General features: G+C 61.5%; 18 protein-coding genes and 1 pseudogene. 11 read left to right on the forward strand and 8 right to left on the reverse strand.

Features of this window, described 5'->3' with window-relative positions; all coding sequences use genetic code 11:
- From M0D64_RS43055 to M0D64_RS43070, 4 genes are all read left to right on the forward strand, one after another.
- Window positions 1-602, forward strand: a 602-nt coding sequence (locus M0D64_RS43055; protein WP_266262093.1) for an NAD(P)-dependent oxidoreductase, incomplete at its 5' end; no start/stop codon positions are given.
- A gap of 136 nt (window positions 603-738) precedes the next feature.
- The gene (locus tag M0D64_RS43060; protein WP_168435958.1) at window positions 739-2,331 is read left to right on the forward strand and encodes an ABC-F family ATPase; all 1,593 of its coding nucleotides are present in this window, start codon (window positions 739-741) and stop codon (window positions 2,329-2,331) included.
- Window positions 2,332-2,581: 250 nt separating this feature from the next.
- The gene (locus M0D64_RS43065) at window positions 2,582-3,772 is read left to right on the forward strand and encodes a nitronate monooxygenase family protein (RefSeq protein ID WP_266262094.1); all 1,191 of its coding nucleotides are present in this window, start codon (window positions 2,582-2,584) and stop codon (window positions 3,770-3,772) included.
- Window positions 3,773-3,841: 69 nt separating this feature from the next.
- Window positions 3,842-4,498 carry an OmpW family protein gene (locus tag M0D64_RS43070; protein WP_266262096.1) on the forward strand — a complete coding sequence of 219 codons (657 nt, stop codon included), beginning with the start codon at window positions 3,842-3,844 and terminating at the stop codon, window positions 4,496-4,498.
- Window positions 4,499-4,635: 137 nt separating this feature from the next.
- Here the strand turns inward: M0D64_RS43070 and M0D64_RS43075 are convergent, their stop codons facing one another.
- Window positions 4,636-4,839 (reverse strand): DUF1289 domain-containing protein, encoded by a 204-nt coding sequence (locus tag M0D64_RS43075; protein WP_266262098.1) that lies wholly within the window; start codon window positions 4,837-4,839, stop codon window positions 4,636-4,638.
- A gap of 341 nt (window positions 4,840-5,180) precedes the next feature.
- Window positions 5,181-5,348 (reverse strand): annotated as a pseudogene (locus tag M0D64_RS43080) (divalent metal cation transporter); the annotation flags it as partial.
- A 359-nt stretch (window positions 5,349-5,707) separates the two neighbouring features.
- Here M0D64_RS43080 and M0D64_RS43085 point away from each other — a divergent pair.
- The 4 genes from M0D64_RS43085 (at window position 5,708) to M0D64_RS43100 (ending at window position 9,811) form a co-directional block, all read left to right on the forward strand.
- Window positions 5,708-6,808, forward strand: coding sequence for a polyamine ABC transporter substrate-binding protein (locus M0D64_RS43085; protein ID WP_266262099.1), 1,101 nt, complete (start codon window positions 5,708-5,710; stop codon window positions 6,806-6,808).
- A 92-nt stretch (window positions 6,809-6,900) separates the two neighbouring features.
- Window positions 6,901-8,067, forward strand: a complete 1,167-nt coding sequence (locus tag M0D64_RS43090) for an ABC transporter ATP-binding protein (RefSeq protein WP_266262100.1) — start codon at window positions 6,901-6,903, stop codon at window positions 8,065-8,067.
- Window positions 8,064-8,993: an ABC transporter permease subunit gene (locus tag M0D64_RS43095; protein ID WP_266262101.1), complete on the forward strand. Its 930-nt coding sequence runs from the start codon at window positions 8,064-8,066 to the stop codon at window positions 8,991-8,993. Before M0D64_RS43090 ends, M0D64_RS43095 begins: the two co-directional genes overlap by 4 nt.
- Entirely contained in the window at window positions 8,993-9,811 is an 819-nt protein-coding gene (locus M0D64_RS43100) for an ABC transporter permease subunit (protein WP_154566208.1), read from the forward strand. The genes M0D64_RS43095 and M0D64_RS43100 overlap by 1 nt, the downstream gene beginning before the upstream one ends.
- A 776-nt stretch (window positions 9,812-10,587) precedes the next feature.
- Here M0D64_RS43100 and M0D64_RS43105 read toward each other — a convergent pair.
- The 3 genes from M0D64_RS43105 to M0D64_RS43115 all read right to left on the reverse strand — a co-directional run bounded on the left by M0D64_RS43105 (window position 10,588) and on the right by M0D64_RS43115 (window position 15,110).
- A complete protein-coding gene (locus tag M0D64_RS43105; RefSeq protein ID WP_266262102.1) occupies window positions 10,588-11,991 on the reverse strand; it encodes a methyl-accepting chemotaxis protein in 1,404 nt (467 codons plus the stop codon).
- Window positions 11,992-12,509: 518 nt separating this feature from the next.
- Window positions 12,510-13,499 carry an alpha/beta fold hydrolase gene (locus M0D64_RS43110; RefSeq protein ID WP_266262103.1) on the reverse strand — a complete coding sequence of 330 codons (990 nt, stop codon included), beginning with the start codon at window positions 13,497-13,499 and terminating at the stop codon, window positions 12,510-12,512.
- Between the two features lie 120 nt (window positions 13,500-13,619).
- Window positions 13,620-15,110 (reverse strand): NAD(P)/FAD-dependent oxidoreductase, encoded by a 1,491-nt coding sequence (locus tag M0D64_RS43115; protein ID WP_266262104.1) that lies wholly within the window; start codon window positions 15,108-15,110, stop codon window positions 13,620-13,622.
- A 146-nt stretch (window positions 15,111-15,256) separates the two neighbouring features.
- On the opposite strand from M0D64_RS43115, the gene M0D64_RS43120 reads away from it, so the two are divergent.
- Window positions 15,257-15,934, forward strand: coding sequence for a TetR family transcriptional regulator (locus M0D64_RS43120; RefSeq protein WP_266262105.1), 678 nt, complete (start codon window positions 15,257-15,259; stop codon window positions 15,932-15,934).
- 108 nt (window positions 15,935-16,042) lie between these two features.
- On the opposite strand, the gene M0D64_RS43125 is transcribed toward M0D64_RS43120, so the two are convergent.
- The 3 genes from M0D64_RS43125 to M0D64_RS43135 all read right to left on the reverse strand — a co-directional run bounded on the left by M0D64_RS43125 (window position 16,043) and on the right by M0D64_RS43135 (window position 19,054).
- Entirely contained in the window at window positions 16,043-17,230 is a 1,188-nt protein-coding gene (locus tag M0D64_RS43125; RefSeq protein ID WP_266262106.1) for a tetratricopeptide repeat protein, read from the reverse strand.
- An 85-nt stretch (window positions 17,231-17,315) separates the two neighbouring features.
- Window positions 17,316-17,996 carry a PspA/IM30 family protein gene (locus M0D64_RS43130; protein WP_097392886.1) on the reverse strand — a complete coding sequence of 227 codons (681 nt, stop codon included), beginning with the start codon at window positions 17,994-17,996 and terminating at the stop codon, window positions 17,316-17,318.
- A 443-nt stretch (window positions 17,997-18,439) separates the two neighbouring features.
- A complete protein-coding gene (locus tag M0D64_RS43135; RefSeq protein ID WP_266262107.1) occupies window positions 18,440-19,054 on the reverse strand; it encodes a hypothetical protein in 615 nt (204 codons plus the stop codon).
- Between the two features lie 443 nt (window positions 19,055-19,497).
- Between M0D64_RS43135 and M0D64_RS43140 the strand changes: the two genes are divergently transcribed.
- Window positions 19,498-21,999 carry a penicillin-binding protein 1A gene (locus tag M0D64_RS43140; RefSeq protein ID WP_266262108.1) on the forward strand — a complete coding sequence of 834 codons (2,502 nt, stop codon included), beginning with the start codon at window positions 19,498-19,500 and terminating at the stop codon, window positions 21,997-21,999.
- A 447-nt stretch (window positions 22,000-22,446) separates the two neighbouring features.
- A complete protein-coding gene (locus M0D64_RS43145; RefSeq protein ID WP_233464979.1) occupies window positions 22,447-23,298 on the forward strand; it encodes a lipid A biosynthesis lauroyl acyltransferase in 852 nt (283 codons plus the stop codon).
- Window positions 23,299-23,396 lie beyond the last annotated feature (98 nt).

The following is a 23,396-nucleotide window of genomic DNA, read 5'->3' on the forward strand; positions in this document are numbered from 1 at the left end:
GCACAGGCACAGGCACAGGCACAGGCACAGGCACAGGCACAGGCACAGGCACAGGGACCGCGAGCGTCAGCTGGATCGACGCGCCGGTATCCGGCGGCGTGGCGGGCGCGACGGCGGGCACGCTGGCGATCATGGCGGGCGGCGCCGCGGCAGACGTCGAGGCGGTCACGCCACTCCTTGACGCCTATTCGGCCCGCGTCACACACATGGGCGAGGTCGGAGCGGGGCAGACCACCAAGCTTTGCAATCAGACCATCGTCACCGCGACCCTGGCGGCGATCGCCGAGGCCGTGAGCCTCGCGCAACGCAGCGGCATCGACGCCGCCAAACTGACGCAAGGCCTCGCCGGCGGCTGGGCCGATTCGGTGCTGCTGCAGATTTTCGTGCCGCGCATGACGCAAAGCGGCCTCGCGCCGATCGGCGCATTCCGTACGTTCCAGAAGGACATCGACACGGTCGCCGCGACAGCGTACGAGACGGGCACGCCGATGCCGGTTTCGTCGACGGTCCAGCAACTGCTGCGACTCGGCGCGGCGATGGGGCTGGGCGAGGCCGATCTGTCGGCCTTCATCGACGTTTTGCAGACGCCGCGCGGCGGCTAGAAGGCGGGCGGGGAGGCGCGAACCGGGGGTGAAAGCGGCGTCGAAACGCGTGAACACGGCGCTTGCGTGGGTTGAATTCGCGATAACCTGCTAAAATATTGGGTTGTTCGCCGATATCACATTCAAAGGACGCGCCGTGCTGTCTACCGCCAATATCACCATGCAATTCGGGCCAAAGCCCCTCTTCGAGAACATCTCGGTCAAATTCGGGGGAGGGAACCGCTATGGCCTGATTGGTGCGAACGGCTGCGGCAAATCCACCTTCATGAAGATCCTGGGTAGCGATCTGGAACCGAGCTCCGGCAACGTGATGCTCGAACCGAACGTCCGCCTCGGCAAGCTGCGCCAGGATCAGTTCGCGTACGAAGACGTGCGCGTGCTCGACGTCGTGATGATGGGCCACGCCGAAATGTGGGCCGCGATGACCGAGCGCGACGCGATCTACGCGAACCCCGACGCGACTGACGACGACTATATGCACGCCGCCGAACTCGAAGCGAAGTTCGCCGAGTACGACGGCTACACTGCGGAAGCGCGTGCGGGCGAGCTGCTGCTCGGCATCGGCATCGCGATCGAGGACCACAATGGCCCGATGAGCAACGTCGCGCCGGGCTGGAAACTGCGCGTACTGCTCGCGCAGGCGCTGTTCTCGAAGCCGGACGTGCTGCTGCTGGACGAACCGACCAACAACCTGGACATCAACTCGATCCGTTGGCTGGAAGACGTGCTCAACCAGTACAACTCGACGATGATCATCATCTCGCACGATCGTCACTTTTTGAACCAGGTCTGCACGCACATGGCCGACATGGACTTCGGCACGCTGAAGGTCTATCCGGGCAACTACGACGACTACATGCTGGCCAGCACGCAGGCGCGCGAGCGTCAGCAGAACGCCAACGCCAAGGCGAAGGAACGCGTCGCCGACCTGCAGGACTTCGTGCGCCGCTTCTCGGCGAACAAGTCGAAGGCGCGTCAGGCCACCAGCCGTCTGAAGATGATCGACAAGATCAAGATCGAGGAATTCAAGCCGTCGTCACGGCAGAATCCGTTCATCCGCTTCGAGTACGAGAAGAAGCTGCATAACATCGCGGTGGTGGCCGACAAGATCTCGAAGAAATACGAGCGTCAGATCTTCAACGACTTCAGCGTCAGCGTGCAGCCGGGCGAGCGTATCGCGATCATCGGCGAGAACGGCGCGGGTAAGACCACGCTGCTGCGTTCGCTGCTCGGCAAGCTCACGCTCGATCACGGTACCGTGAAGTGGGCCGAAAACGCGAACGTCGGTTACATGCCGCAGGATACGTATGAAGAGTTTCCGACCGACGTCACGCTGATGGACTGGATCGACGGCTACCGCCAGGAAGGCGACGACGAGCAGATGGTGCGCGGCACGCTCGGCCGTCTGCTGTTCAATGCCGACGACATCCGCAAGTCGGTCAAGGTGCTCTCCGGTGGTGAGAAGGGCCGCATGATCTGGGGCAAGCTGATGCTGGGCCGTCACAACGTGCTGCTGATGGACGAGCCGACCAACCACATGGACATGGAGTCGATCGAATCGCTGCAGATCGCGCTCGACAAGTACGAAGGCACGCTGATTTTCGTGTCGCACGACCGTGAGTTCGTGAGCGGTCTTGCGAACCGGATCATCGAAGTGAAGACCAACGGCACGCTGAACGACTTCGGCGGCAACTATGAAGACTTCCTGTTGAGCCAGGGCGTGCAGTAAGCGCTTTCTGCTCCACGGTGTAGTGCAAGAAAAAGCCTGCTTCTTCGAAGCGGGCTTTTTTCATGGTGAGCGTCGTGCATGCTGGCTCTGGTTTGTCCGTCCGTACGAATCAACCTTACCGTGACGTGACCAACGTCAACCAACCGCTCTCAAAACCAAACCAGCAAACTGCCTCCTTGACCCGAAGCAAGGCACGCCGCGCCCGACGATCGATTATCACCGTTTCGATAGTCCACCAATCGGGTCGTCAATGCACACCTCTCACTCTTTCCCCCCACTCGTTATCCGCGGCCGCTCGCTGCTTCCGATCGTGCAAGGCGGCATGGGCGTCGGCATCTCGGCCCACCGGCTGGCCGGCAGCGTCGCCCGTGAAGGCGCACTCGGCACCATCGCCAGCATCGACCTGCGCCATCATCATCACGATCTGATCGAACGCTGCCGGCAATCTCCCGACCGGGCTAGGCTTGAACAGGCGAACCTCACCGCGCTGGCGCGTGAAATCCACGCCGCCAAGGCACTCAGCGAAGGCCGCGGCATGATCGCCGTCAACGTGATGAAAGCGGTCAACGCACAAGCGGAGTACGTGCGCGTCGCCTGCGAAAGCGGCGCCGATGCAATTGTCATGGGCGCTGGCTTACCGCTCGATTTGCCGGACATGACCCAGGGCCACGACATCGCGCTGATCCCCATCCTGTCGGATAGCCGCGGTGTCGCGCTGGTGCTGAAGAAGTGGATGAAAAAGGGCCGTCTGCCCGACGCTGTCGTGATCGAACATCCGGCCCACGCAGGTGGCCATCTTGGCGTGAGCAATCTCGCCGACATGCGCGACCCGCGCTTCGAATTCTTGCGTGTGCTTGAGGAGATCGAAGCGACATTCACGTCGCTCGGTTTGCGTCGCCAGGACGTGCCCTTGATCGTCGCGGGCGGCATCAACAGTCACGAAGCTGTGCGCGAACTGCTGAGCGCCGGTGCCAGCGGCGTGCAGCTCGGCACACCGTTCGCCGTGACCGAAGAAGGCGACGCGCATCCGAACTTCAAACGCGTACTGGCCGAAGCGACGCCCGACGACATCGTCGAATTCGTCAGCGTGACGGGCCTGCCCGCGCGCGCCGTGAAAACACCATGGCTGATGCGCTATCTGCGCCACGAAACGAAAATCCGCGCGAAGGTCGGCGCGCTCAAACACGTCTGCCCGACCGCGCTCGAATGCCTCAGCGTGTGTGGCTGGCGCGACGGTGTCGAGAAGTTCGGCCACTTCTGCATCGACACGCGACTCGCCGCGGCATTGCGCGGCGACGTGGCCAACGGTCTGTTCTTTCGCGGCCGCGAAGCCTTGCCGTTTGGCACGGCCATCCGCAGCGTCCACGACCTGATCGAACTGCTCCTGACCGGTGCGACGCGACCCGCTGTCGCAGGTCGTTGGGCGTTCTCGCTGGGTTGACACGGGTCAACGTGAAACCTGACAAGAACTTCGACAATCCCCGCACGCAATCAACACTCGGGGAAGCACATGAAGCACTTGCTCAGGAACAGAATCAAGGCCGCTGTCGTCGCGACGTGCCTGCTAGGCGCAGGCGCGCTGGTGTCGCCGGCGCAGGCTGCCGGCGACGACCAGATGAGCGGCATTCACGCCGGAGACGTACTGGTGCGTCTGCGCGCAATCAGCATCATGCCGAACGTGGAGACCAACCAGTCGCTGTCGGCGCTCAATGTGGGCGTCAACAACGCCATCGTGCCGGAGCTGGATCTGACCTACATGATCCGCGACTACCTCGGCGTCGAGCTGATTCTCGGCACGTCGCGCCATCAGCTGACGTCGAGTCTCGGCAATCTCGGTGGTGTGAACGTGTTGCCGCCCACGCTGCTGCTGCAATATCACTTCAACCACGCGGGGCGTATCCGGCCGTACGTCGGTGCGGGTCTGAACTACACGTTGTTCTATAACAACGGCTTGAACGCAGCCGGGCAACCGATCTCGATCACCAACCACAGCTTCGGTCCCGCGTTGCAGGCAGGTGTGGACGTGCAGGTGACCAAGTCGCTGTTCGTCAATGCGGATATCAAGAAGATCTGGATGCACACCGACGCAACGCTCGGCGGTCAGTCGCTCGGCCGGTTGAATATCGACCCGGTGGTGGTCGGTTTGGGCGTCGGTATGCGGTTCTGATCGCCACGCGCGAGAAGCTCCGCTCGTCACGCAAAAACGCCGGAATGTCCGGCGTTTTTTATTGCAATCGCGATCCCAGTCGGGAGACGGGTTTTCCGGCAAGAGGGCCGATGCGGGTGGCCACGGCGCGCGGGAGGCTACAGCTTGTCGTTCTTGAAACGCATCGCGGTGCCGTCCTGCTCGATGCGTACCCACACCGCGCGTTTTTCCTCGTCGCTCAGGAACACCCAGTTGGATACTTCGGTGGAGGTGCGGCCGCAGCCTTTGCAGACCTCGTCGAAAAGCGTGGAACAGACACCGATGCACGGGCTGTCGGGAAGATCGTGGAGATTCGAAGCCATCGGAAACCTTGGGGCGGAGAAGCGAAGTTCCGCTATGTTAACCGATGCGGCCATCGCGCCCCGGCGTCGCGCTCGCCATGGCACAGATGCGTGCACGGTTGGCAGTATCCATTGCCGCCTTCGCCTCGATTCGAATTCCACCACTCAGCGCGCAATGCTGTACCTGATTCGCGCCGTTCATTGCTGCTAGTTGGTCTTAGTCGAGTTGCCAGCCGTTCGGACTGCCGTAGACGGTTGGAAAATACTTACAAAACCACTTCGGTCACAAATAAATCACACAAGGCGGCCTTATCCGCCGAACGCCAACTGCCACAACAACGCGCCGTCGCACCGACGATGCCCGCCGCGAGCCGGCGGCCGCCTGCCTGCTGGAGCGCCAGCAGGACGAAGGTGCTGACCGCCGACATCAGCATGCCGGCCGTCAGCCACAGGAACAGCGTGACGCGGCGGCTGGAGCCTTCGCGGCAGATCTGTGCAAGGTCGCGCCCGGTGCCGATGCCGTGGCGCGACGGGTGGCTTACGCCCGCATCGAGGTTAGCTGTAAGGCATAAAATTCACGGAAAGCGGCCTCTGGCTGCCGCCTTGATGCGAACCCGGTGGGGTGCGGTCGGCGTAAGTTGACAACGAGATAACACCGGGGCCGCCACTGGTGTTTTTTTCGGGTAGACACGCGCCGATAACCCGCTAAAATTGCGCCCATTTTGTAGCGGCGCGGCTTACGCTGTACCGTTTGCGCGACAGCCCAGCATTTTTTTTGGTGCGCGCAACAATTAATGGTAGTTTTCGGATTTTTCAGGGGAGCCGCGTGCGGTGTGCCGCGGCGTGGTTGAAGACAGCCGGGTCGGGCCGGTCAGGATCGGAGAACGGGATGAAAAGACGGGTAGTGGGACAAGTGGCGGCACTGGTTCTGTGCGCGACACCGTGGTTGACGGCTGCTGCGAAAGACACGCAGCTCAACGTGTATAACTGGTCCGATTACATCGCCAAGGACACCATTCCGAACTTCACCAAGCAGTCCGGCGTCCAGGTCAAATACGACAACTACGACAGCGACGACACGCTGCAAGCCAAGCTCCTCACCGGCAGTTCGGGTTACGACATCGTCGTGCCGACCAGCAACTACGCCGGCAAGCAGATTGCCGCGGGCATCTTCGCGCCGCTCGACAAATCGAAGCTGCCGAACCTGAAGTACCTCGATCCCTCGCTGATGGCCCTCGTGGCCGGCGCCGATCCGGGCAACAAGTACACGGTACCCTGGGCATACGGCACGACCGGCCTCGGCTACAACGTGACCAAGGCGCAGCAGATCCTCGGCAAGAACGTGCCGCTCGACAGCTGGGACGTCCTCTTCAGGCCGGAAAACATCTCGAAGCTGAAGGCCTGCGGCGTGTCCGTGCTCGACGCGCCGGACCAGATGTTCGCCGCCGCGCTGCACTACATCGGCAAAGACCCGATGAGCACGAGCCCGGCCGACTACCGCGCCGCGCTCGAGATGATGAAGAAGATCCGCCCGTACATCACGCAGTTCAACTCGTCGGGCTACATCAATGACCTGGTTGGCGGCGACGTGTGCTTCGCGTACGGCTGGTCGGGCGACGTCGTGATCGCCAAGCATCGCGCGGTCGAGGCGAAGAAGGCCTACAAGATCGAGTACTTCATTCCGAAGGGCGGCGCCCCGGTGTGGTTCGACGTGATGGCGATTCCGAAGGACGCAAAGAACAAGGAAGCCGCGCTCGAGTGGATCAACTACATCGAAACTCCGCAGGTTCACGCCGCGATCACCAACGCCGTCTACTATCCGAGCGCCAACCTCGAAGCGCGCAAGTATGTGGACAAGGACGTGGCGAACGACCCGGCCGTGTACCCCTCGCCTGAAATCATCAAGACGTTGTTCCTGCTTAAGCCGCTGCCGCCGGAAATCCAGCGTCTGCAAACGCGGCTGTGGACTGAATTCAAGTCCGGCCGCTGATTCGCAGCCAGAGTGAACGCGTAAGTATCATCAAGAAGCCCTCGGTGTCCACCGGGGGCTTTGTTCGTCAAACGCCGGAGTAAAGCATTGTGATGAGTAGTGACCAGTCGGGCGCGATGGCAGGGGCCGCCGTGCCGTCCCCGGGCGTGAACGCCGCAGCAGGCAGTGCAGCAGAGAATTTCGTCGAGATCGTCGACATCGTGAAGAAGTTCGGCGAGACCGCCGCGGTCAAAGGGGTCAACCTGTCGGTGAAAAAGGGAGAACTGTTCGCGCTGCTCGGCAGTTCCGGTTGTGGCAAATCGACCTTGTTGCGCATGCTGGCCGGCCTCGAATCGATCACGTCGGGCAAGATCCTGATCGATGGCGAAGACCTTGCGCAATTGCCGCCGTATCGCCGGCCGGTCAACATGATGTTCCAGTCATACGCGCTGTTTCCGCACATGGCGGTCGAGGCCAACGTCGCCTTCGGCCTGAAGCAGGAAGGCGTGCCTAAGTCTGAACTGAAAGACCGCGTGCAGACCGCGCTCGATCTCGTGCAGATGGGCCGTTTTGCGAAGCGCAAACCACATCAGCTCTCCGGCGGCCAGCAGCAGCGTGTGGCGCTCGCGCGCTCGCTCGTCAAGCGGCCGAAGCTGCTGCTGCTCGACGAACCGATGTCCGCGCTCGACAAGCAGATCCGTCAGCGCACGCAGATCGAACTGGTCAACATTCTCGACAAGGTCGGCGTGACCTGCATGATGGTGACGCACGACCAGGAAGAGGCGATGACGATGGCGGACCGTCTTGCCGTGATGAGCGAAGGCGAGATCATCCAGCTCGGCACACCGCACGAAGTGTACGAATATCCGAATAGCCGTTTTTCGGCCGAGTTCATCGGTTCGACCAATCTGTTCGACGGCAACGTCGTCGAAGACGAACCCGATCACGTGTTCATTGAAACGCCCGACTTGCCGGTCCGTCTCTACGTGAGCCATGGCATCACCGGGCCGCTCGGCATGCCGGTGACGATTTCCGTGCGGCCCGAGCGCATCGCGCTCACGCGCAAACCGCCTGAGGGTGCGTACAACTGGGGCAAGGGCGTGGTAACGAATATCGCCTACATGGGCGGCTATTCGCTGTACCACGTGAAACTCGACGCCGGCAAAACGGTGATCGCCAACGTGACGAGCCTTGCCTTGACCGAGATCGATCCGCCCACCTGGGGCGACGAGGTGTATGTGCGCTGGAGCGCATCGGCCGGCGTGGTGTTGACGTCATGAAGCGCTCGATCAGTTCTTTCGCGTCGTGGCCGGTGCGCCGTTTCAATCTGACTGCCCGCACCGCGGTGGTGGCCGGCCCGTTCATCTGGCTGCTGCTGTTTTTCCTCGTGCCGTTCCTGCTGGTCGTGAAGATCAGCTTTGCCGATTTGCAGCTTGGCATCCCGCCTTATACCGAGCTCGCCAAGTACACCGACGGGGTGGTTCACGTCGCGCTGGACCTGTCGCACTATGCGTTTCTGCTGACCGACAGCCTCTATTTCGCGACCTATGTGAATTCGGTGGTGGTCGCGGCGATCTCCACGTTGCTGTGTTTGCTGATCGGTTATCCGATGGCGTATTACATTGCCCGATCGAATCCGGCGAGTCGCAATCTGCTGATGATGGCGGTGATGCTGCCGTTCTGGACGTCGTTTCTGATTCGCGTGTATGCATGGATCGGGATCCTGAAGAACAACGGCTTGCTGAATAACTTTCTGATGTCGACCGGACTGATCCATACACCGGTCGAGTTGTATCACACGAACACCGCCGTTTATATCGGCATGGTGTATTCGTACCTGCCGTTTCTCGTGATGCCACTGTACGCGCATCTGGTGAAGATGGACATGACCCTGCTTGAAGCCGCCTACGACCTCGGTGCGAAGCCGTGGCGGGCGTTCTGGCAGATCACCTTGCCGCTGTCGAAGAACGGCATTATTGCCGGGTGTTTGCTGGTGTTTATTCCGGCGGTAGGCGAGTACGTGATTCCGGAATTGCTGGGCGGCGCGAACACGCTGATGATTGGCCGCGTGATGTGGAATGAGTTTTTCGACAATGCCGATTGGCCGATGGCGTCTGCCGTGACGTGCGCGATGGTGTTGTTGTTATTGGTGCCGATGGCGTTTTTCCAGTACGCGCAGGCGAAGGCGATGGAGGAAAGACGCTGATGAAGCCGAACCGGATTTTGCAGATCATTGCTTTGGGGATCGGTTTTCTGTTCCTCTACGTTCCGATCGTGAGTCTGGTTGTGTATTCGTTCAACGAATCGCAACTGGTCACGGTGTGGACGCGGTTTTCAACGCGCTGGTATGCGGCGTTGTTGCAGGACAGCGAGTTGATCGCGGCTGCGTGGTTATCTTTGCGCGTGGCGTTGCTGACGGCGTTTGCTTCGGTGATTATCGGCACGTGGGCCGGGTTTGTTTTGGCCCGGATGGGGCGGTTTCGTGGCTTTACCCTTTACACCGGGATGATCAATGCGCCGCTGGTGATTCCCGAGGTGATTCAGGGGATTTCGCTGCTGCTGCTGTTCATCGAAATGGCCAAGTGGTTGGGGTGGCCCGCCGGGCGCGGTATTTTCACGATCTGGATCGGGCACGTGATGTTGTGTATTTCGTATGTGGCCATCATCGTGCAGTCGCGGGTGAAGGAGTTGAATCCTTCGCTTGAGGAAGCTGCGCTGGACCTTGGGGCTACGCCGCTGAAGGTGTTTTTCTTCATTACGTTGCCGTTGATTTCGCAGGCGCTTATTTCTGGGTGGTTGTTGTCGTTTACGTTGTCTATCGATGATCTGGTTTTGTCGGCGTTTTTGTCGGGGCCTGGGTCGACGACGTTGCCGCTGGTTGTTTTTTCTCGTGTTCGGCTTGGGTTGAATCCGGAGATGAATGCGTTGGCTACGTTGTTTATTGCTGTTGTTACTGTTGGGGTTGTTTTGGGGAACTATTTTATGCAGCGGGCTGAGAGGAAGAGGGCTGTAATGGCGGCGTAGTTTTTTGCCTTTGGCGGCGGCATTGGCCGTGTTCTTAGGGCTTTGGCCTTTCCTTGTTTTGTTAGTGGTCTATTAGCGTTGCCCCTGTGCGGGGCGGCACCTACTTCTCTTTGCCGGCTGCAAAGAGAAGTAGGCAAGAGAAAGCAGCTCAAACCGCTACTGCTAAGTGGGGCCCGTGGTCTGCTGCGGGTAGTGGCGCATCTGGAATCTGTGTTCGTGCCCCTGCATAGGCTTGTGACAAGGGCGTCATACTTCCGGCGGCGCTGCGCGCGCCGAAGAGCAGTTCTTAAAACCACCCGCCACGTTTTGACGCTCAAGCCTCGCCACCGCAGCCGTGACCGTGATTGCGGGGTACCGACAATTTATTGAAGTGGGGGTTCCCGGGTGAATGCAGAGGGGCGTCGCCGAGGCGAAGCCGACGGCTCCCACAAACCTCAACCGAAGCCCGTGGTTTCCCATGCAGACCCGTCCGCGACGCACGCAGTGCGGAGTGGGAGCTGATGAGTCCTTTGTCACTAACGCGGAATGTGCGAGAACACGGATTCCAGATGCACCACTACCCTGTGCGAGCCACGGTGCCCACTTAGCAGTAGCGGTTTGAGCTGCTTTCTCTTGCCTACTTCTCTTTGCAGCCGGCAAAGAGAAGTAGGTGCCGCCCCGCACAGGGGCAACGCTAATAGACCACTAACAATGCAAGGAAAGGCACGAAAGCCAGAACAAGGAAAGGCCAAAGCCCCAAGAACACGGCCAAAAAGCGCCACGCAAGAAGAAAACCATCAAACCTTATACCCAACCCGAACCCCACCCCAATGCCGCCCGGCCACAAACACGGGCGCCGACGCATCTTTCATCAAAACAAACTGCCCACCGCCCATATCACGCCGATACGTCTGCAGCAAAAATTTCTTAACATGCGAAGCAGCCGCAATCCCAGTGCGATCATCGAACATCCGCCGATTCCGGCAATTCGCCATATTCCACACCACATCCTCGCGCTGCGGCAAAGAAAACTTCAGATTATGCGTAGGCAAATAACCGCGCACATCGACAGCAGCACAAAACGCCACGCGTGGATCAATCCCGAGTAACGGCTCCTGAATGGCAGGCAAAACCCGATCGGTAAAAGCAGTAAACCGCGTAACGAACTGAGCCGGATTACTCCCTGCAACGGGCACGTAGTGCTGATCAAAAAGATCCTCAATCGACACTTCGCCCCGGGCAACAGCCGCTTCGAATACCTTGCTCACCTCGGCCGCGGCCCGCTGCACAGCTTCGATAAAGCGCGTATCTGTCGTCTCCACCCCCGTGGCCGCAGTCAGCTCGATCAACGTCTCGGATACGCTGAGCAGATTCCCCAGCCGGTCCTTCGCCTGGACGAAGTTTTCACTCGAATCTTCGACGCCGCTCGCCATCTCCAGCACCTGCGCTTCGAGCCCGTTGCATTGCGTTTCAATCTCGCCGGTCAACGCGGCGATCTGTCCAGCCTCGTCGTTGAGCTGCGTAATCGCATCGCCCGTCGCATGCACGACGTCGCCGATCTTGCGGGTGCCTTCGCGTACCCGATGGGCGCGCGCCGTGTTCACCGAGCCCTCGCTGATCAACTGCTCGGTCTGCTGAGTAAGTTGCGCTAGTGTCGTCTCGATCTGGCCGGTCGCGTGCGCGGTCTTCGCCGACAGGTTCTTCACCTCGGCGGCCACCACCGCGAAACTCTTGCCGGAGTCGCCGGCGCGCGCGGCTTCAATCGCGGCATTCAGCGCCAGCAAATGCGTCTGGCGGGCGATCAGCGAAATCTCCTCGGAGACGCGGCTCACATGGGCCAACGCGCTGCGCAGCGCGCCAATCTGGCTCTCGATTACCGTCACGCCTTCCACCAGCCCGTGGATATCGGCGAGCGACGCCTCGAGCGTCTGTTGCGACGCCTGCACGCCGGTTGCAGCTTCAGCCGACACGTTGCGCATTTCGCGCGCAGCGGCGGCGATGCGGTGGTTGCCCGCCAGCGTGACGGCAGCAGATTCGCGCAGCGCGCGGCATACCTGTGCCTGGCGCTGCACGCGCGCAGCCACTTCTTCGACGTGGCCCGATACGTCGCAGATTTCAATGCCCAGTTTGCCGGCGTGCGCGGCAATATCGCCGACCACGGACTGCGAACGGGCAGCCCGGCGGAAGCTGAAGCGCGTCATGGTCGTGTTCTCCTTGATGGCGCGGTTTGCGGAGTCAATTCGTGCGCTCATCCAGCACGGATGCCGCGTCTTCCCGAGGTATTGACGGCAAACTTGCAAACAACTTGATACGGGGTATCCCGCGGTCGTTATGATGTGGGATCCGGCAGGGCGCTGGCACGGCCCAGTGCACAGCGCGCGTGAGACGCCCAGACCCGCGAGAGGCCTGGCCCCGCAAGCGACTGCGCCTGCCATTTCTCGCAGCCCTCCCACTCACCAGCGGACCATGATCGACTCCTTCGCACGCGTCTCAGGCTGGCAGCAGCTCTACCACCTGTGGGAGCTGATCGTGATGCTCTGCAAGTTTCTCTGGGGACTGTTGCGGTTGCTCGGAGGTGGTTGAGAGCGCAACGTCGCGTGTCGGCGGTGCGTCAACAGCGCGGCCATGCGCGCCTAGGTGCGGATCGGTGAACGGATGAATCGGCGGGGCCGCCAGACGATGCGACGATACGACCGTCGCATCGTGCGGCCAGGAAGGGTCAGACCGGCTCGCCGCGCACGCCTTCAACTGCTGGAGCAGTGGCGTCGTTCGTGCCGAGAAACGCGCGCAGATCGGTCATTACGCGCTCAGGGGCTTCTTCCATCGGAATATGGCCGAGTCCCGGGTACATCACCGATTTCGCGCCCGGAATGCGGCTCGCAAATTCGGCAGCATGCGCAGGCGGAATCCAGCGATCCTTCGCCCCCCACAGCACCAGCGACGGCACCTTCAGCGTCTTCAGCACGTCGGTATCGACGTCCTTGAAGTCGAGCGTCGGCACCATCTTGCCGATCGCCGTGCGCGTGCCTTCGCCGTGGAAGAACTCGACGTAACGCCGAAGTGTCAGCGCATCGATCTTGTGCGGATCGCCATACACGTTGCGCACCGCGCTCTTGATAATGACTTCCGGCAGCCACCACGGCGAACTGACCCGCACCAGCGCGCTATTGAAGAGGCCGATGTAAATCGGCAGCTTCATCGGAAAACCGGCTGAGTCGATCAGTACGAGCTTTTCGACGGCCTCGCGATGACGTACTGCGTAATCCCACGAAATCAGGCCACCGAGCGAGTTGCCGATCAGCGTCGCGCGCGAGATGCCGAGTGCCTGCATGAACGTGTCGATAAATCGCCGGTAGGTTGGCAGATTCATCGTTTCGATTTCGCCGGAGTTCGAGCGTAGCGGTCCGGTCACGCCGAACGGCGGGAGATCCAGACGGATCACGCGATGCTCGCGCTTGAGTTTGTCGGCGACGCGATTCCACGTATGCAACGAAGACGCGAAACCGTGAATCATCACGATCGTGTCGCCGCTGCCTTCGTCGACGTAGTGCACGTCGGCACCCATGATCTTGACGAACTTCGAGCCGCTTTGCGTGTAGCGCCGCTGCAATTCGGTGCGCGGCACGCTGGTGATACCTAGGCGCGCGGCGAGCGAGCGGGGGCGCAGCGGCGCTGTGGATGCGGGCGTTGCGGATTCGATGCTTGCCATGGTTGTTGTCTCCCTTTAGTTTGAATTAGATTGTTTCTGCGTCTGCCACAGACTCAGCATCTGAGCCGGTATCGGCCCCCACCTCCGCATCGCGAGCAGCCCCTCAGCCGCCGCATGCTTCTATGGCACGAAGCGATAATCGTGCGGCCGCACACGCCGCGTGCGTTTGCGAAAGCTGAACGTGAAGCCCGGCCACTGCGTTGTGACTTTGCCGCTCTTCGTCTGATAATAGCTATGGCAGCCGGTGGTCCACACGGAGTGCTGCATCTCTTTCTGCAGACGCGCATTGAAATCGTGCTGAACGTCGGGCCGCAGGTTCATCGTGCGTGCCTTGCGTCGGCGCAATACGCGCAGGCAATCGGCGATGTACTGCACTTGCGACTCGATCATGTAGATCATCGAGTTGTGGCCGAGCCCGGTGTTCGGGCCGACGATCATGAAGAAGTTCGGGAAGTTGGCGATGCTGGTGCCGAGGTAGGCCTCCGGTCCATCGCGCAGCCACATCGCGCCGAGGTCGGCGCCGTCGAGACCGGTCACGCCGAACGGTGCGCCAACGTCGTTGACCTGGAAACCCGTGCCGCAGATGATGGCGTCGGCCTGGTGATGCGCGCCGTCGTTGGTGACGATGCCGTCGGCGACGATTTCGCGGATACCGGTCGTCACCACGTCGACGTTGGGCTGGTTGAGCGCCGGATAGTAATCGCTCGACAGCAGCACGCGCTTGCAGCCGAGCCGGTGGTTCGGCGTCAGCTTGGCGCGCAGCGCCGGGTCCTTGACGCGCCGTTCGAGGTAGCTCAAGCCGAATTTCATCGGCAACTTCATCAGTTTCGGATTGACGACGAACGCAATCGCACGCGATTCGAGCTGCCAGTAGATCGCATTGCGCACGAAGCGCTGCGTGAACGGCAGATGCCGGAACAGCCAATGTGCGCGCGGGCCGACCGGCTTGTTGGGCTTGGGCATGATCCACGGTGCGGTGCGCTGGAACAGTTCGAGTTGCGCGACACGTGGCTGGATCTGCGGCACGAACTGGATTGCGCTGGCACCGGTGCCAATTACCGCTACGCGCTTGCCTTCGAGCGGATAGTCGTGGTCCCAGCGCGCGGAATGAAACAGCTTGCCTTCGAAGCGCTTGAGCCCGGCGATCTGCGGCATGGCCGGCCGCGATAGCGGACCGCTCGCGGCGATCACGACATCGGCCTCGATGCTTTCGCGCGTACTGTTCGAATCGATCTCGACCTGCCATATCTGCCGCGCTTCGTCGAAACGCGCCGAGGCCACGCGCGCATTGCAACGCACGTAACGATCGACGCCGTATTTGCGCGCGCAATGCTTGAGGTAAGCGAAGATCTCCGCCTGGCTGCCGAACGCACGCGACCACGCCGGATTCGGCTCGAACGAAAACGAATACAGATGGGACGGCACATCGCAGGCCGCGCCGGGATAGGTGTTGTCGCGCCACGTGCCGCCAACATCGCCGGCCGCCTCGTAAATCGTGAACGACGTGATGCCCATCTGCTGAAGGCGGATCGCCATGCCGATGCCCGCAAACCCGCTGCCCACAATGGCAATGCGTGGCGCGGCGGGTTTGGCAGTTGAAGCAGGCGTCACGGCGGGTCTCCGGAGATGGGCAAAGTTCGGGTGTCTACATATGTCTACATCCGTATAACGCGCAGAGTAGACAACTGTACACTTCGCGTCAAGATCGTTTAGAGTACGACTATTAAACGCGCAAGCCGCACTCCGACTGAAAGCTCATGAAACCCGTACCCGAAGCGGCGCTCGCTGCCGACCATGGCGCTGTTGCCGGGCAGGACCTCCCGCCCGGCAAGCGCAAACTGATCGAGGCCGCGTTGCGTCTGACCGCAGGCGGGCGCAGCTTTGCAAGCCTGGGTCTGCGCGAACTGGCGCGCGAGGCGGGGCTGAATCCCAACACGTTCTACCGCCACTTCGACACGCTCGACGCGCTGGCGCGCGAGGCGGTCGAATCGGTGAGCCGCCGCTTGCGGCCGATGCTGCGGCGCGAGCGCTGGCTGGCTGCACACGACGAGCCGCAGAGCGTGCCGCGTCGCGCGTGTGTGGCGTTCTTCGCGTTTGCGTTGGAGAATCGCGAGGCATTTCTGAGCGCGCTGGCCGAGTATCACGGCACGTCGCCGGCGCTGCGCGAAGCGGTGCGGGCAAACCTCCACGAGGTGTCGGCGGAAATGGCGGACGACGTCGTGCAACTGCAACTGATGCCGACGCTCGCCCGCGCAACCGTCGACGAAGTCTGCACGCAGATCGTGCTGCTTCTGTTTCATCTTTCGGCGGAGTACATCGACGGGAATGCCGCGCGCCGGGACGCGCTGGTCGCGTATGCGGAGCGTTTCATCGTCCGGCTGTTCGCGGGTTCGGTGCTGTTGGCGCAGCATGAGCCGGTCAGGGCGCCCGCATGAATGAAGGGAATCGACATAAAAAACAGGCTCCGTGCATAGGAGCCTGTTCTCATTGCAGCTTGATCGATTAGCGTTTGATTGACTGCATCTCACGCAGCGCGGTGTTTCTCAGGTATCGCTCCAGCCGCCGGAATCGTCGTTGCTGCCCATGTCGACGCCGCCGCCGCTGTTGTCGTTCCAGTCGTTCGAGCCCTGGCCGAAGTCGAGGCCGCCGCCATTGCCCCCGTCGCCGCCGCGGCGACGCGTTTCGTCATCGACAATCACGTCGCGCTCCACGACGCGTTCACGCCCGGAATTCAGCGCCTCGCCAAGCAACACACCCGTCAGCAGACCGCCCATGCCGCCGCCGAAACCGCCACCACCTTGTTGCACGATGACCTGCGGCTGCTGCTGATACGGTCCTTGTTGCGGATACGGCTGCGGCGGGTTGCCGAAACGCTCTGCTTCCTGCGCATACGGCGACTGCTGCGTGCCGGCCGGCGCGGCATACGGATCGGGCCGCCCTTCGGCGCGGGCGCGCAGGGTGCCGATGCGCTGTTCCAGTTCGTCGAGCTGATACGGCGGCACCGGATTCTTGCTGTTCGACAGCGTTTCGACGAGACCGCGCAACTGGTCTTCGGTCGATTCGACTTCCTTCTCCAGCGCCTCATGACCTTGCACGGTGGAGAGCTTCACGTCGAGCTTCAACGAGCGCACGGCGTTGAGCATTTCGGTTGCGCGCTTGAGCTGCACGCGACGATCGTCGTCGGCGCGCGAATCGTCTTGCGTGCGGGCGCGGCGCAAGGTCCAGCGCAACACCAGCGCGATCACGCCGATCAGGAGAATGATGCCAACCCACATGCCGATGCCGGGACCATGCCGTTGCGGCGCTTGCGGCACTATCGCCGACTGCTGCTGCACCGCCGGCGAATTCTGTTGCACGAACGGGTTGGCCGCGCGGCTCGTGGTGTTGCCGCCGGCGCCGCCAGCACGTTCCGCGTCCTTACGGATGCGCGCTTCGGTTTGCGCGAAACGGGTCGGGTCGGTGAAGCGGATTTGCGGATCGAGCGTCTTGGCCTGTTGGATCTGGGCGAGGGCGTCGGCATAACGGCCTTCGCGATCGAGCACCTGGCTGTACAGGTAGTGCGCGCGCGCATTGTTCGGATGCGCCTGCAGTACTTCGCTCAAACCGGCATCGGCCTGCTGCCAGTTGCCTTGCGACATGGCGGATTCGATCTGCTGGACCGTCGGCACAGCGAACGCCGCGGCCGACACGAACAGCAGTGAGGCGAATGCGCTTGCGAGAAATTTTTTCATTTACGGACCGGGTGCGATGCACCCGTCTCCTTCAGTCGATTCCGATGGCGCTCGTAACGGCCACCGGTATGCACTGCTGACGCAATTACTGAGCCGGCGTGTTGATCTGCTTCTTCAACGCTTCGAGACGATCTTCGACTGACGGGCCGCGGTTCAGATCCGCGAGCTTGTCGTCGAGCGCCTTGCCGGTCTTAACGTCGGCCGAATTCAGGCGTGCGTCGGAACGGGCGTTCGATAACGCAACCTTGTCTTCCAGCTTCTGGAAATCCTCGGAGAGATTCTTGCCGCCGATACCGCCCAACGCAGTAGCTGCAACATCTTTGGCCTGAGCGATCTGCTGCTTGGCTTGCAGAATGTTCGAGCGCGCGTTCAGGTCGTTACGACGGCCACGCATGTCGTCGATCTGACTCTTCAACTGGGCAACGGACGGCTCCAGCGTGGTCAGTTCTCTCGCCAGCGCATCGCGTTCAGCTTCGGCCGTGGCTTGCGCGCCGAGGGCTTCGCGTGCGAGCGCTTCGTCGCCGGATTGCAGCGCGCGCTTCGCGCCGTCTTCGTACTTCTTTGCCTTGTCGGCGGCGACATCGCGCTTGCTTTGCTGCGTGGCGACCTGTGCCTGAATCTCGATCAGCGAGTTCTCGGCTTTAGCGATGCTCTCGTCGAGTTCGCGCACGATCTGGCGCGAATCGCGCGACGGATCCTGCACGGAATCGGCTGCGTCGTTCAGGAGACCTTTAAGCGTGCGCGAAATGCTGTCAAAAAGCGACATGAAAACCTCCAAAGAATGAAATCGGCGCTGAATAATTCCCACGCGCTTTAACTGCTTTCAAATGCTACTTTACGCCGCTGCGCGAGAAGCTGCGCAGCGTTCGGACCGGAGTTCGGGGCACACTCGCCAATTGCAATAGTGGTGCCACAAATTTACGTTTTGAAACCGAATGGCCAACAGCCTCAGTGGTTAAAACGCGCGGTGGCTTATTCAGCCGTCGGCGGATATTACACCACGCATTCTCTTAAAACCGCCTTAAAGGGCGCGATGACATAATCGCCAACTTTGTGCGCGGCGGGCACCGTGCGGCGGGCATCCGCGACGTGCGTCGGCACGGCGGGTGTCGCGGATGTGAACAGGCGTGGTGTGTCGACGGCGTGCCTGCGCTTCAACAGCGCATCAATGCGCGGTGGGTTGGGGCGCTTGACCGCGCCACTTCCGATTCAGGCGAAGCGGCCGCCTTCCGTGCTCGGATCGCTTTGCGGATCGTCTTCGTCGCGCGTGGCGTCGAGGCGAGGGCGTTTAAGCACGTGGCGCAAAGGCGTGTCCACGTCGCCCGGTTTTTGCGCCGAACCGGCAATGGACGCCGCTTCGGCCGCGGCGACGCGCGCCACGGCTTCGGCTGCCGCGGCGGCTTCTATTTCCTCGGCGGTGGCGGTGAGGGCGGCCAATACACCGGCCGGCAGCAACGGCGCTGGGCCCGCGCCTGCGGCCGTGCCCAACAATTCATCCGCGTGCGATGCCGCCGCGCTTTCCGCCGGCACAGCGGTTTCGTTGTCATCGTGAGTCTGAAAGGCCTCTGGAAGCGCTGCCCGTGCGTGGCGCGTACCGCGCGCGACCCGTTGCAGCGCCGCGTCGAGCGCGTCCGGCGCGCGCGGCGCACGCAGCCGGTCGACGATGCTGGCCGCTTTCACCTGTTCGCTGGTCGCGCCGAAGCTCAACACCGCGCGCCGCATCAGTTCGCTGACGCTAATGCCCAGGTTTTCGGCGGTGGCGGCGATCGCGCGTTTCTGTGCGGTCGTGACGAATACGACGATGCGTTCGCTGGGCTTGTTCATGGTCGGCTCGCATACTTGTTGGCATTGGCGAATCAAGGCGTGAATCTGGCGTACGCCGTCGCGCGTGTCGGTGTCGACCCCCGCGCCGTGTCCATCATATGACGAGTTGCACCGATGCGGAACGGGCGCGACATGAAAATCCCGTGACATCAACGGGTTGTAGCGTTTGCGGCGGGCTTGTCCACAGGCCTTTCAACAATTTCTGTTGATAACCTGGGCAAGTGGCGCCGGGAGCGCGTGCCATTGCCGCGATCTACCGGCATGGCGCCGCGCGAAGGGAATTCTTACAAAAAAACTGTCTTGGACGGCGCTTGATTTCTTTAAAATGCGCTGTTGCGTTGCGCCGGACGATGTCACGGGCGTGCCGTGCGGTCGCCCGGGGGCATAGGGCCGCGCGGTGTTTTGCGCCTCACGCGTTCAGTTACGCGCCCACTATTCCAGTCATGCCAATCATCAAACGACCGCATTCTTCAAATTCTCCGGCTGGTGACGACCGGGACGCCTACCACCGCACTCCAGGACGCAACGCTGCTTCGCGCGACGCTGAGCCCGGCCGCCGTTCGATCGGTGCGAGCATCACCATCTGGTTTGTCAGTCTGCTGGCGACCATTGCCGTGGTGGGTGCACTGATCGTCGGTTATGCGCTCGTGGTGATGGGGCCGCAACTGCCGTCGCTCGATGCGCTGACCGACTATCGCCCGAAAGTGCCGTTGCGGGTGTACACCGCGGATCACGTGCTGATCGGCGAGTTCGGTGAAGAACGGCGCAGCATCGTGCGCTTCCAGGACATTCCGGACCAGATGAAGAAGGCGGTGCTCGCGATCGAAGACTATCGCTTCTACGAGCACGGCGGCGTCGACTTCGTGGGCATTTTGCGCGCGGGCATTTCCGACATCACGCATGGCGGCGCCTCGCAGGGTGCGAGCACGATCACGATGCAGGTGGCGCGCAACTTCTTCCTTTCGAGCGAGAAGACTTACACGCGCAAGATTTACGAAATGATGCTGGCGTACAAGATCGAACGCGCGCTGACCAAGGATCAGATCCTCGAGGTCTACATGAACCAGATTTATCTGGGCGAGCGCTCGTACGGTTTTGCCGCGGCCGCGCGCGTGTACTTCGGCAAGGATCTGAAAGACATCACGCTGGCTGAAGCCGCGATGCTGGCCGGCTTGCCGAAGGCGCCTTCCGCGTATAACCCGGTGGTCAATCCGAAGCGCGCGAAGATCCGCCAGGAATACATTCTGAAGCGCATGCTCGAGCTGAAATACATCAGTCAGGATCAGTACGACCAGGCCGTCAAGGAAGAGATTCACACCAAGAACCCAGGCAACGAATACAGCGTGCATGCTGAGTACATCGCCGAAATGGTTCGCCAGATGATGTACGCGCAGTACAAGGACGAAACCTATACGCGCGGCCTGAACGTCACCACCACGATCGATTCCGCCGACCAGGACGCCGCCTATCGCGCAGTGCGCAAGGGCGTGATGGACTACGAGCGGCGCCACGGCTACCGCGGACCGGAAGGCTTCGTGCAGCTGCCCGCACCGGGCGACGACCGCGATCAGACGATCGACGACGCGCTCACCGATCACCCCGACAATGGCGAAATCATCGCCGCCGTGGTGACGGATGCAAATCCGAAGCAGGTGAAGGCGCAACTGGTCGACGGCACCGAAGTGACGATCAGCGGCGACGGCCTGCGCTTTGCAGCCGGCGCGCTCTCCGCGCGCGCGGCGGCCACTGCGAAGATCAAGCCGGGTTCGATCGTGCGCCTCGTCGCCGACGACAAGGGCAACTGGCAGATCACTCAGCTTCCGCAAGTGGAAGGCGCACTGGTCTCGCTCACGCCCCAGGACGGTGCGATTCGTGCGCTGGTGGGCGGCTTCGACTTCAACAAGAACAAGTTCAACCACGTCACGCAGGCGTGGCGTCAGCCGGGTTCGAGCTTCAAGCCGTTCATCTATTCGGCAGCGCTCGACAAGGGTCTCGGACCGGCCACGATCATTAACGACGCGCCGCTGTACTTCCCGCCGAGCACGCCGGGCGGTGACGCGTGGGAGCCGAAGGACGACGACCAGCCGGACGGCCCGATGCCGCTGCGCCTCGCGCTGCAGAAATCGAAGAACCTGGTGTCGATCCGTATCCTGTCGTTCATCGGCACCAAGTACGCGCAAGATTTTGTCACGCAGCGTTTTGGTTTCGACGCCGACAAGACCCCGCCGTATCTGCCGATGGCGCTCGGCGCCGGCCTCGTCACGCCGCTGCAATCGGCGGGCGCATACTCGGTGTTCGCGAACGGTGGCTACCGCATCAATCCGTATCTGATCAACGAAGTGACGGATGCACGTGGCGTACCGCTCTCGAAGGCACAGCCGTTGACCGCTGGCCAGGATGCGCCGCGTACGCTCGAACCGCGTAACGCTTACATCATGAACAGCCTGCTGCACTCGGTGGCCACGGCCGGCACGGGTGCGGGCTCCAACGTGTTGCATCGTTCGGACCTGCAGGGCAAGACGGGTACGACCAACGACGCCAAGGACGGCTGGTTCGCCGGTTATCAGCAATCGCTGGTGGCGGTGGCGTGGATGGGTTACGACCAGCCGAAGAGCCTCGGCAGCCGCGAGTTCGGTGCACAGCTCGCGTTGCCGATCTGGGTCGAGTACATGCAGCGAGCGCTGCGTGGCATACCGCAAAGCGAGCCGGCGCAACCGGACGGCGTGACCGCGGTCGACGGCGAGCTGTTCTATACGGACATGACGCCGGGCAATGGCTTCGTGGCCAGCATCGGTCTGGATTCCGCGAATCCGACGGCCGGTGTGAGCGACGCGGTGGGCGGCGTCGGGCCGGCGGGTATGACGCCACCGGTGGTGCCGCCGCCGAATGTCTCGTCGAATGAAAAGAAGCAGATCATGGATCTATTCGAGACGAACAAGCCTTGATGTCCGCCAGTCCCCCAAAGGGGACTTTCTTAGGGGCTCGCTTAGGGGCGTAGCGAGTGTGTGCGGCCTGTCCGGGGCCGCACACGCAAGTTTTTGAAAGGGCGGGGAAACCGTTGCCTGGCGCGGATTGAGTGGCGGTATTCGGGTAAGCTCCGCCCGCAGATTTTGTGCCTGCGCTGTGCAGTGTGTTTTAATCACGCCTGCGATGCTTTTTATATTGGGTCCTATACGGACGCCCGATTCCTAAGCGGTTTCGGCCTCCAGCACTGCTGTGTCTCGCCGCGAGCGAGACACCCATCTTCGAAAGTCCCGCCGCGCAAGACCCGTTTGACGCGCGCGCCTGCCACTTCGTCCGTGGGCAACCGTCAGGTTGCCGCGGCCGGCGTGTTTGTTACACAGCATCCACCGGGTCGTTGCCTCGTGAAAAGTCGAATACTCATCTGTCTGATGACAGGTCTGCTGCGCGCGTTTGCTTTCCTGCCATATGGCGTTGTCGCGCGCATCGGCACCGGCATCGGTGCGTTGCTGTACCGGATTCCCAGCGCGCGTCGGCGCGTCGTGCATACCAATCTGAAACTGTGCTTTCCCGATATGAGCGACGAAGCGCGCGAGCGTCTCGCGCGCGCGCATTTCTGTCATGTGATCCGCAGTTATGTCGAGCGCGGTCCGCAATGGTTCGGCAATGCGCAGGCGTTGGCGCGCCTTGTCGAAGTGGAGAGCGCGATCGATCTGACCGACATGGAGGGGCAACCGACGATTTTTGTCGGCTTCCATTTTGTCGGTATCGAGGCGGGTTGCATGATGTATTCGACGCGGCACCCGGTTGCGTCTTTGTATACGCCGATGTCGAATTTGTTGCTTGATGCGATGGCTAAGCGGCAGCGTGGGCGCTTTGGTACGGAGATGATTCCGCGTAGCGATAGTGTGCGGCGGGCTTTGCGGGTCTTGCGGGATGGCAAGCCTGTCATGCTGGCTGCTGATATGGATTTTGGGTTGCGGGATTCGGTGTTTGTGCCGTTTTTTGGTGTGCCTGCGTGTACGCTTACTTCCGTTTCGCGGATGGCCAAGGCTGGGAATGCTCGGGTTGTGCCTTTTGTGACTGAGGTTTTGCCGGATTATCGGGGCTATAAATTGACTATCTTCGAAGCGTTAAAGGATTTTCCTTCGGAGGATGTTGCTGTCGATGCTCGGCGGATTACCGAATTTCTTGAGACGCAGGTGCGTCGGATTCCTGATCAGTATTATTGGGTGCATAAGAGGTTTAAGCATCGGCCTGCTGGGGAGGCTGGGGTTTATTGAGTTTTTTTTGCCTTCGCGGCGCTTATGTCTGTACGCGCACGGTGTTGGCCTTTCCTTGATTTGCTAGTGGTCTATTAGCGTTGCCCCTGTGCGGGGCG

The organism is Paraburkholderia sp. WS6, from assembly GCF_030464835.1.
Classification (GTDB): domain Bacteria; phylum Pseudomonadota; class Gammaproteobacteria; order Burkholderiales; family Burkholderiaceae; genus Paraburkholderia; species Paraburkholderia madseniana.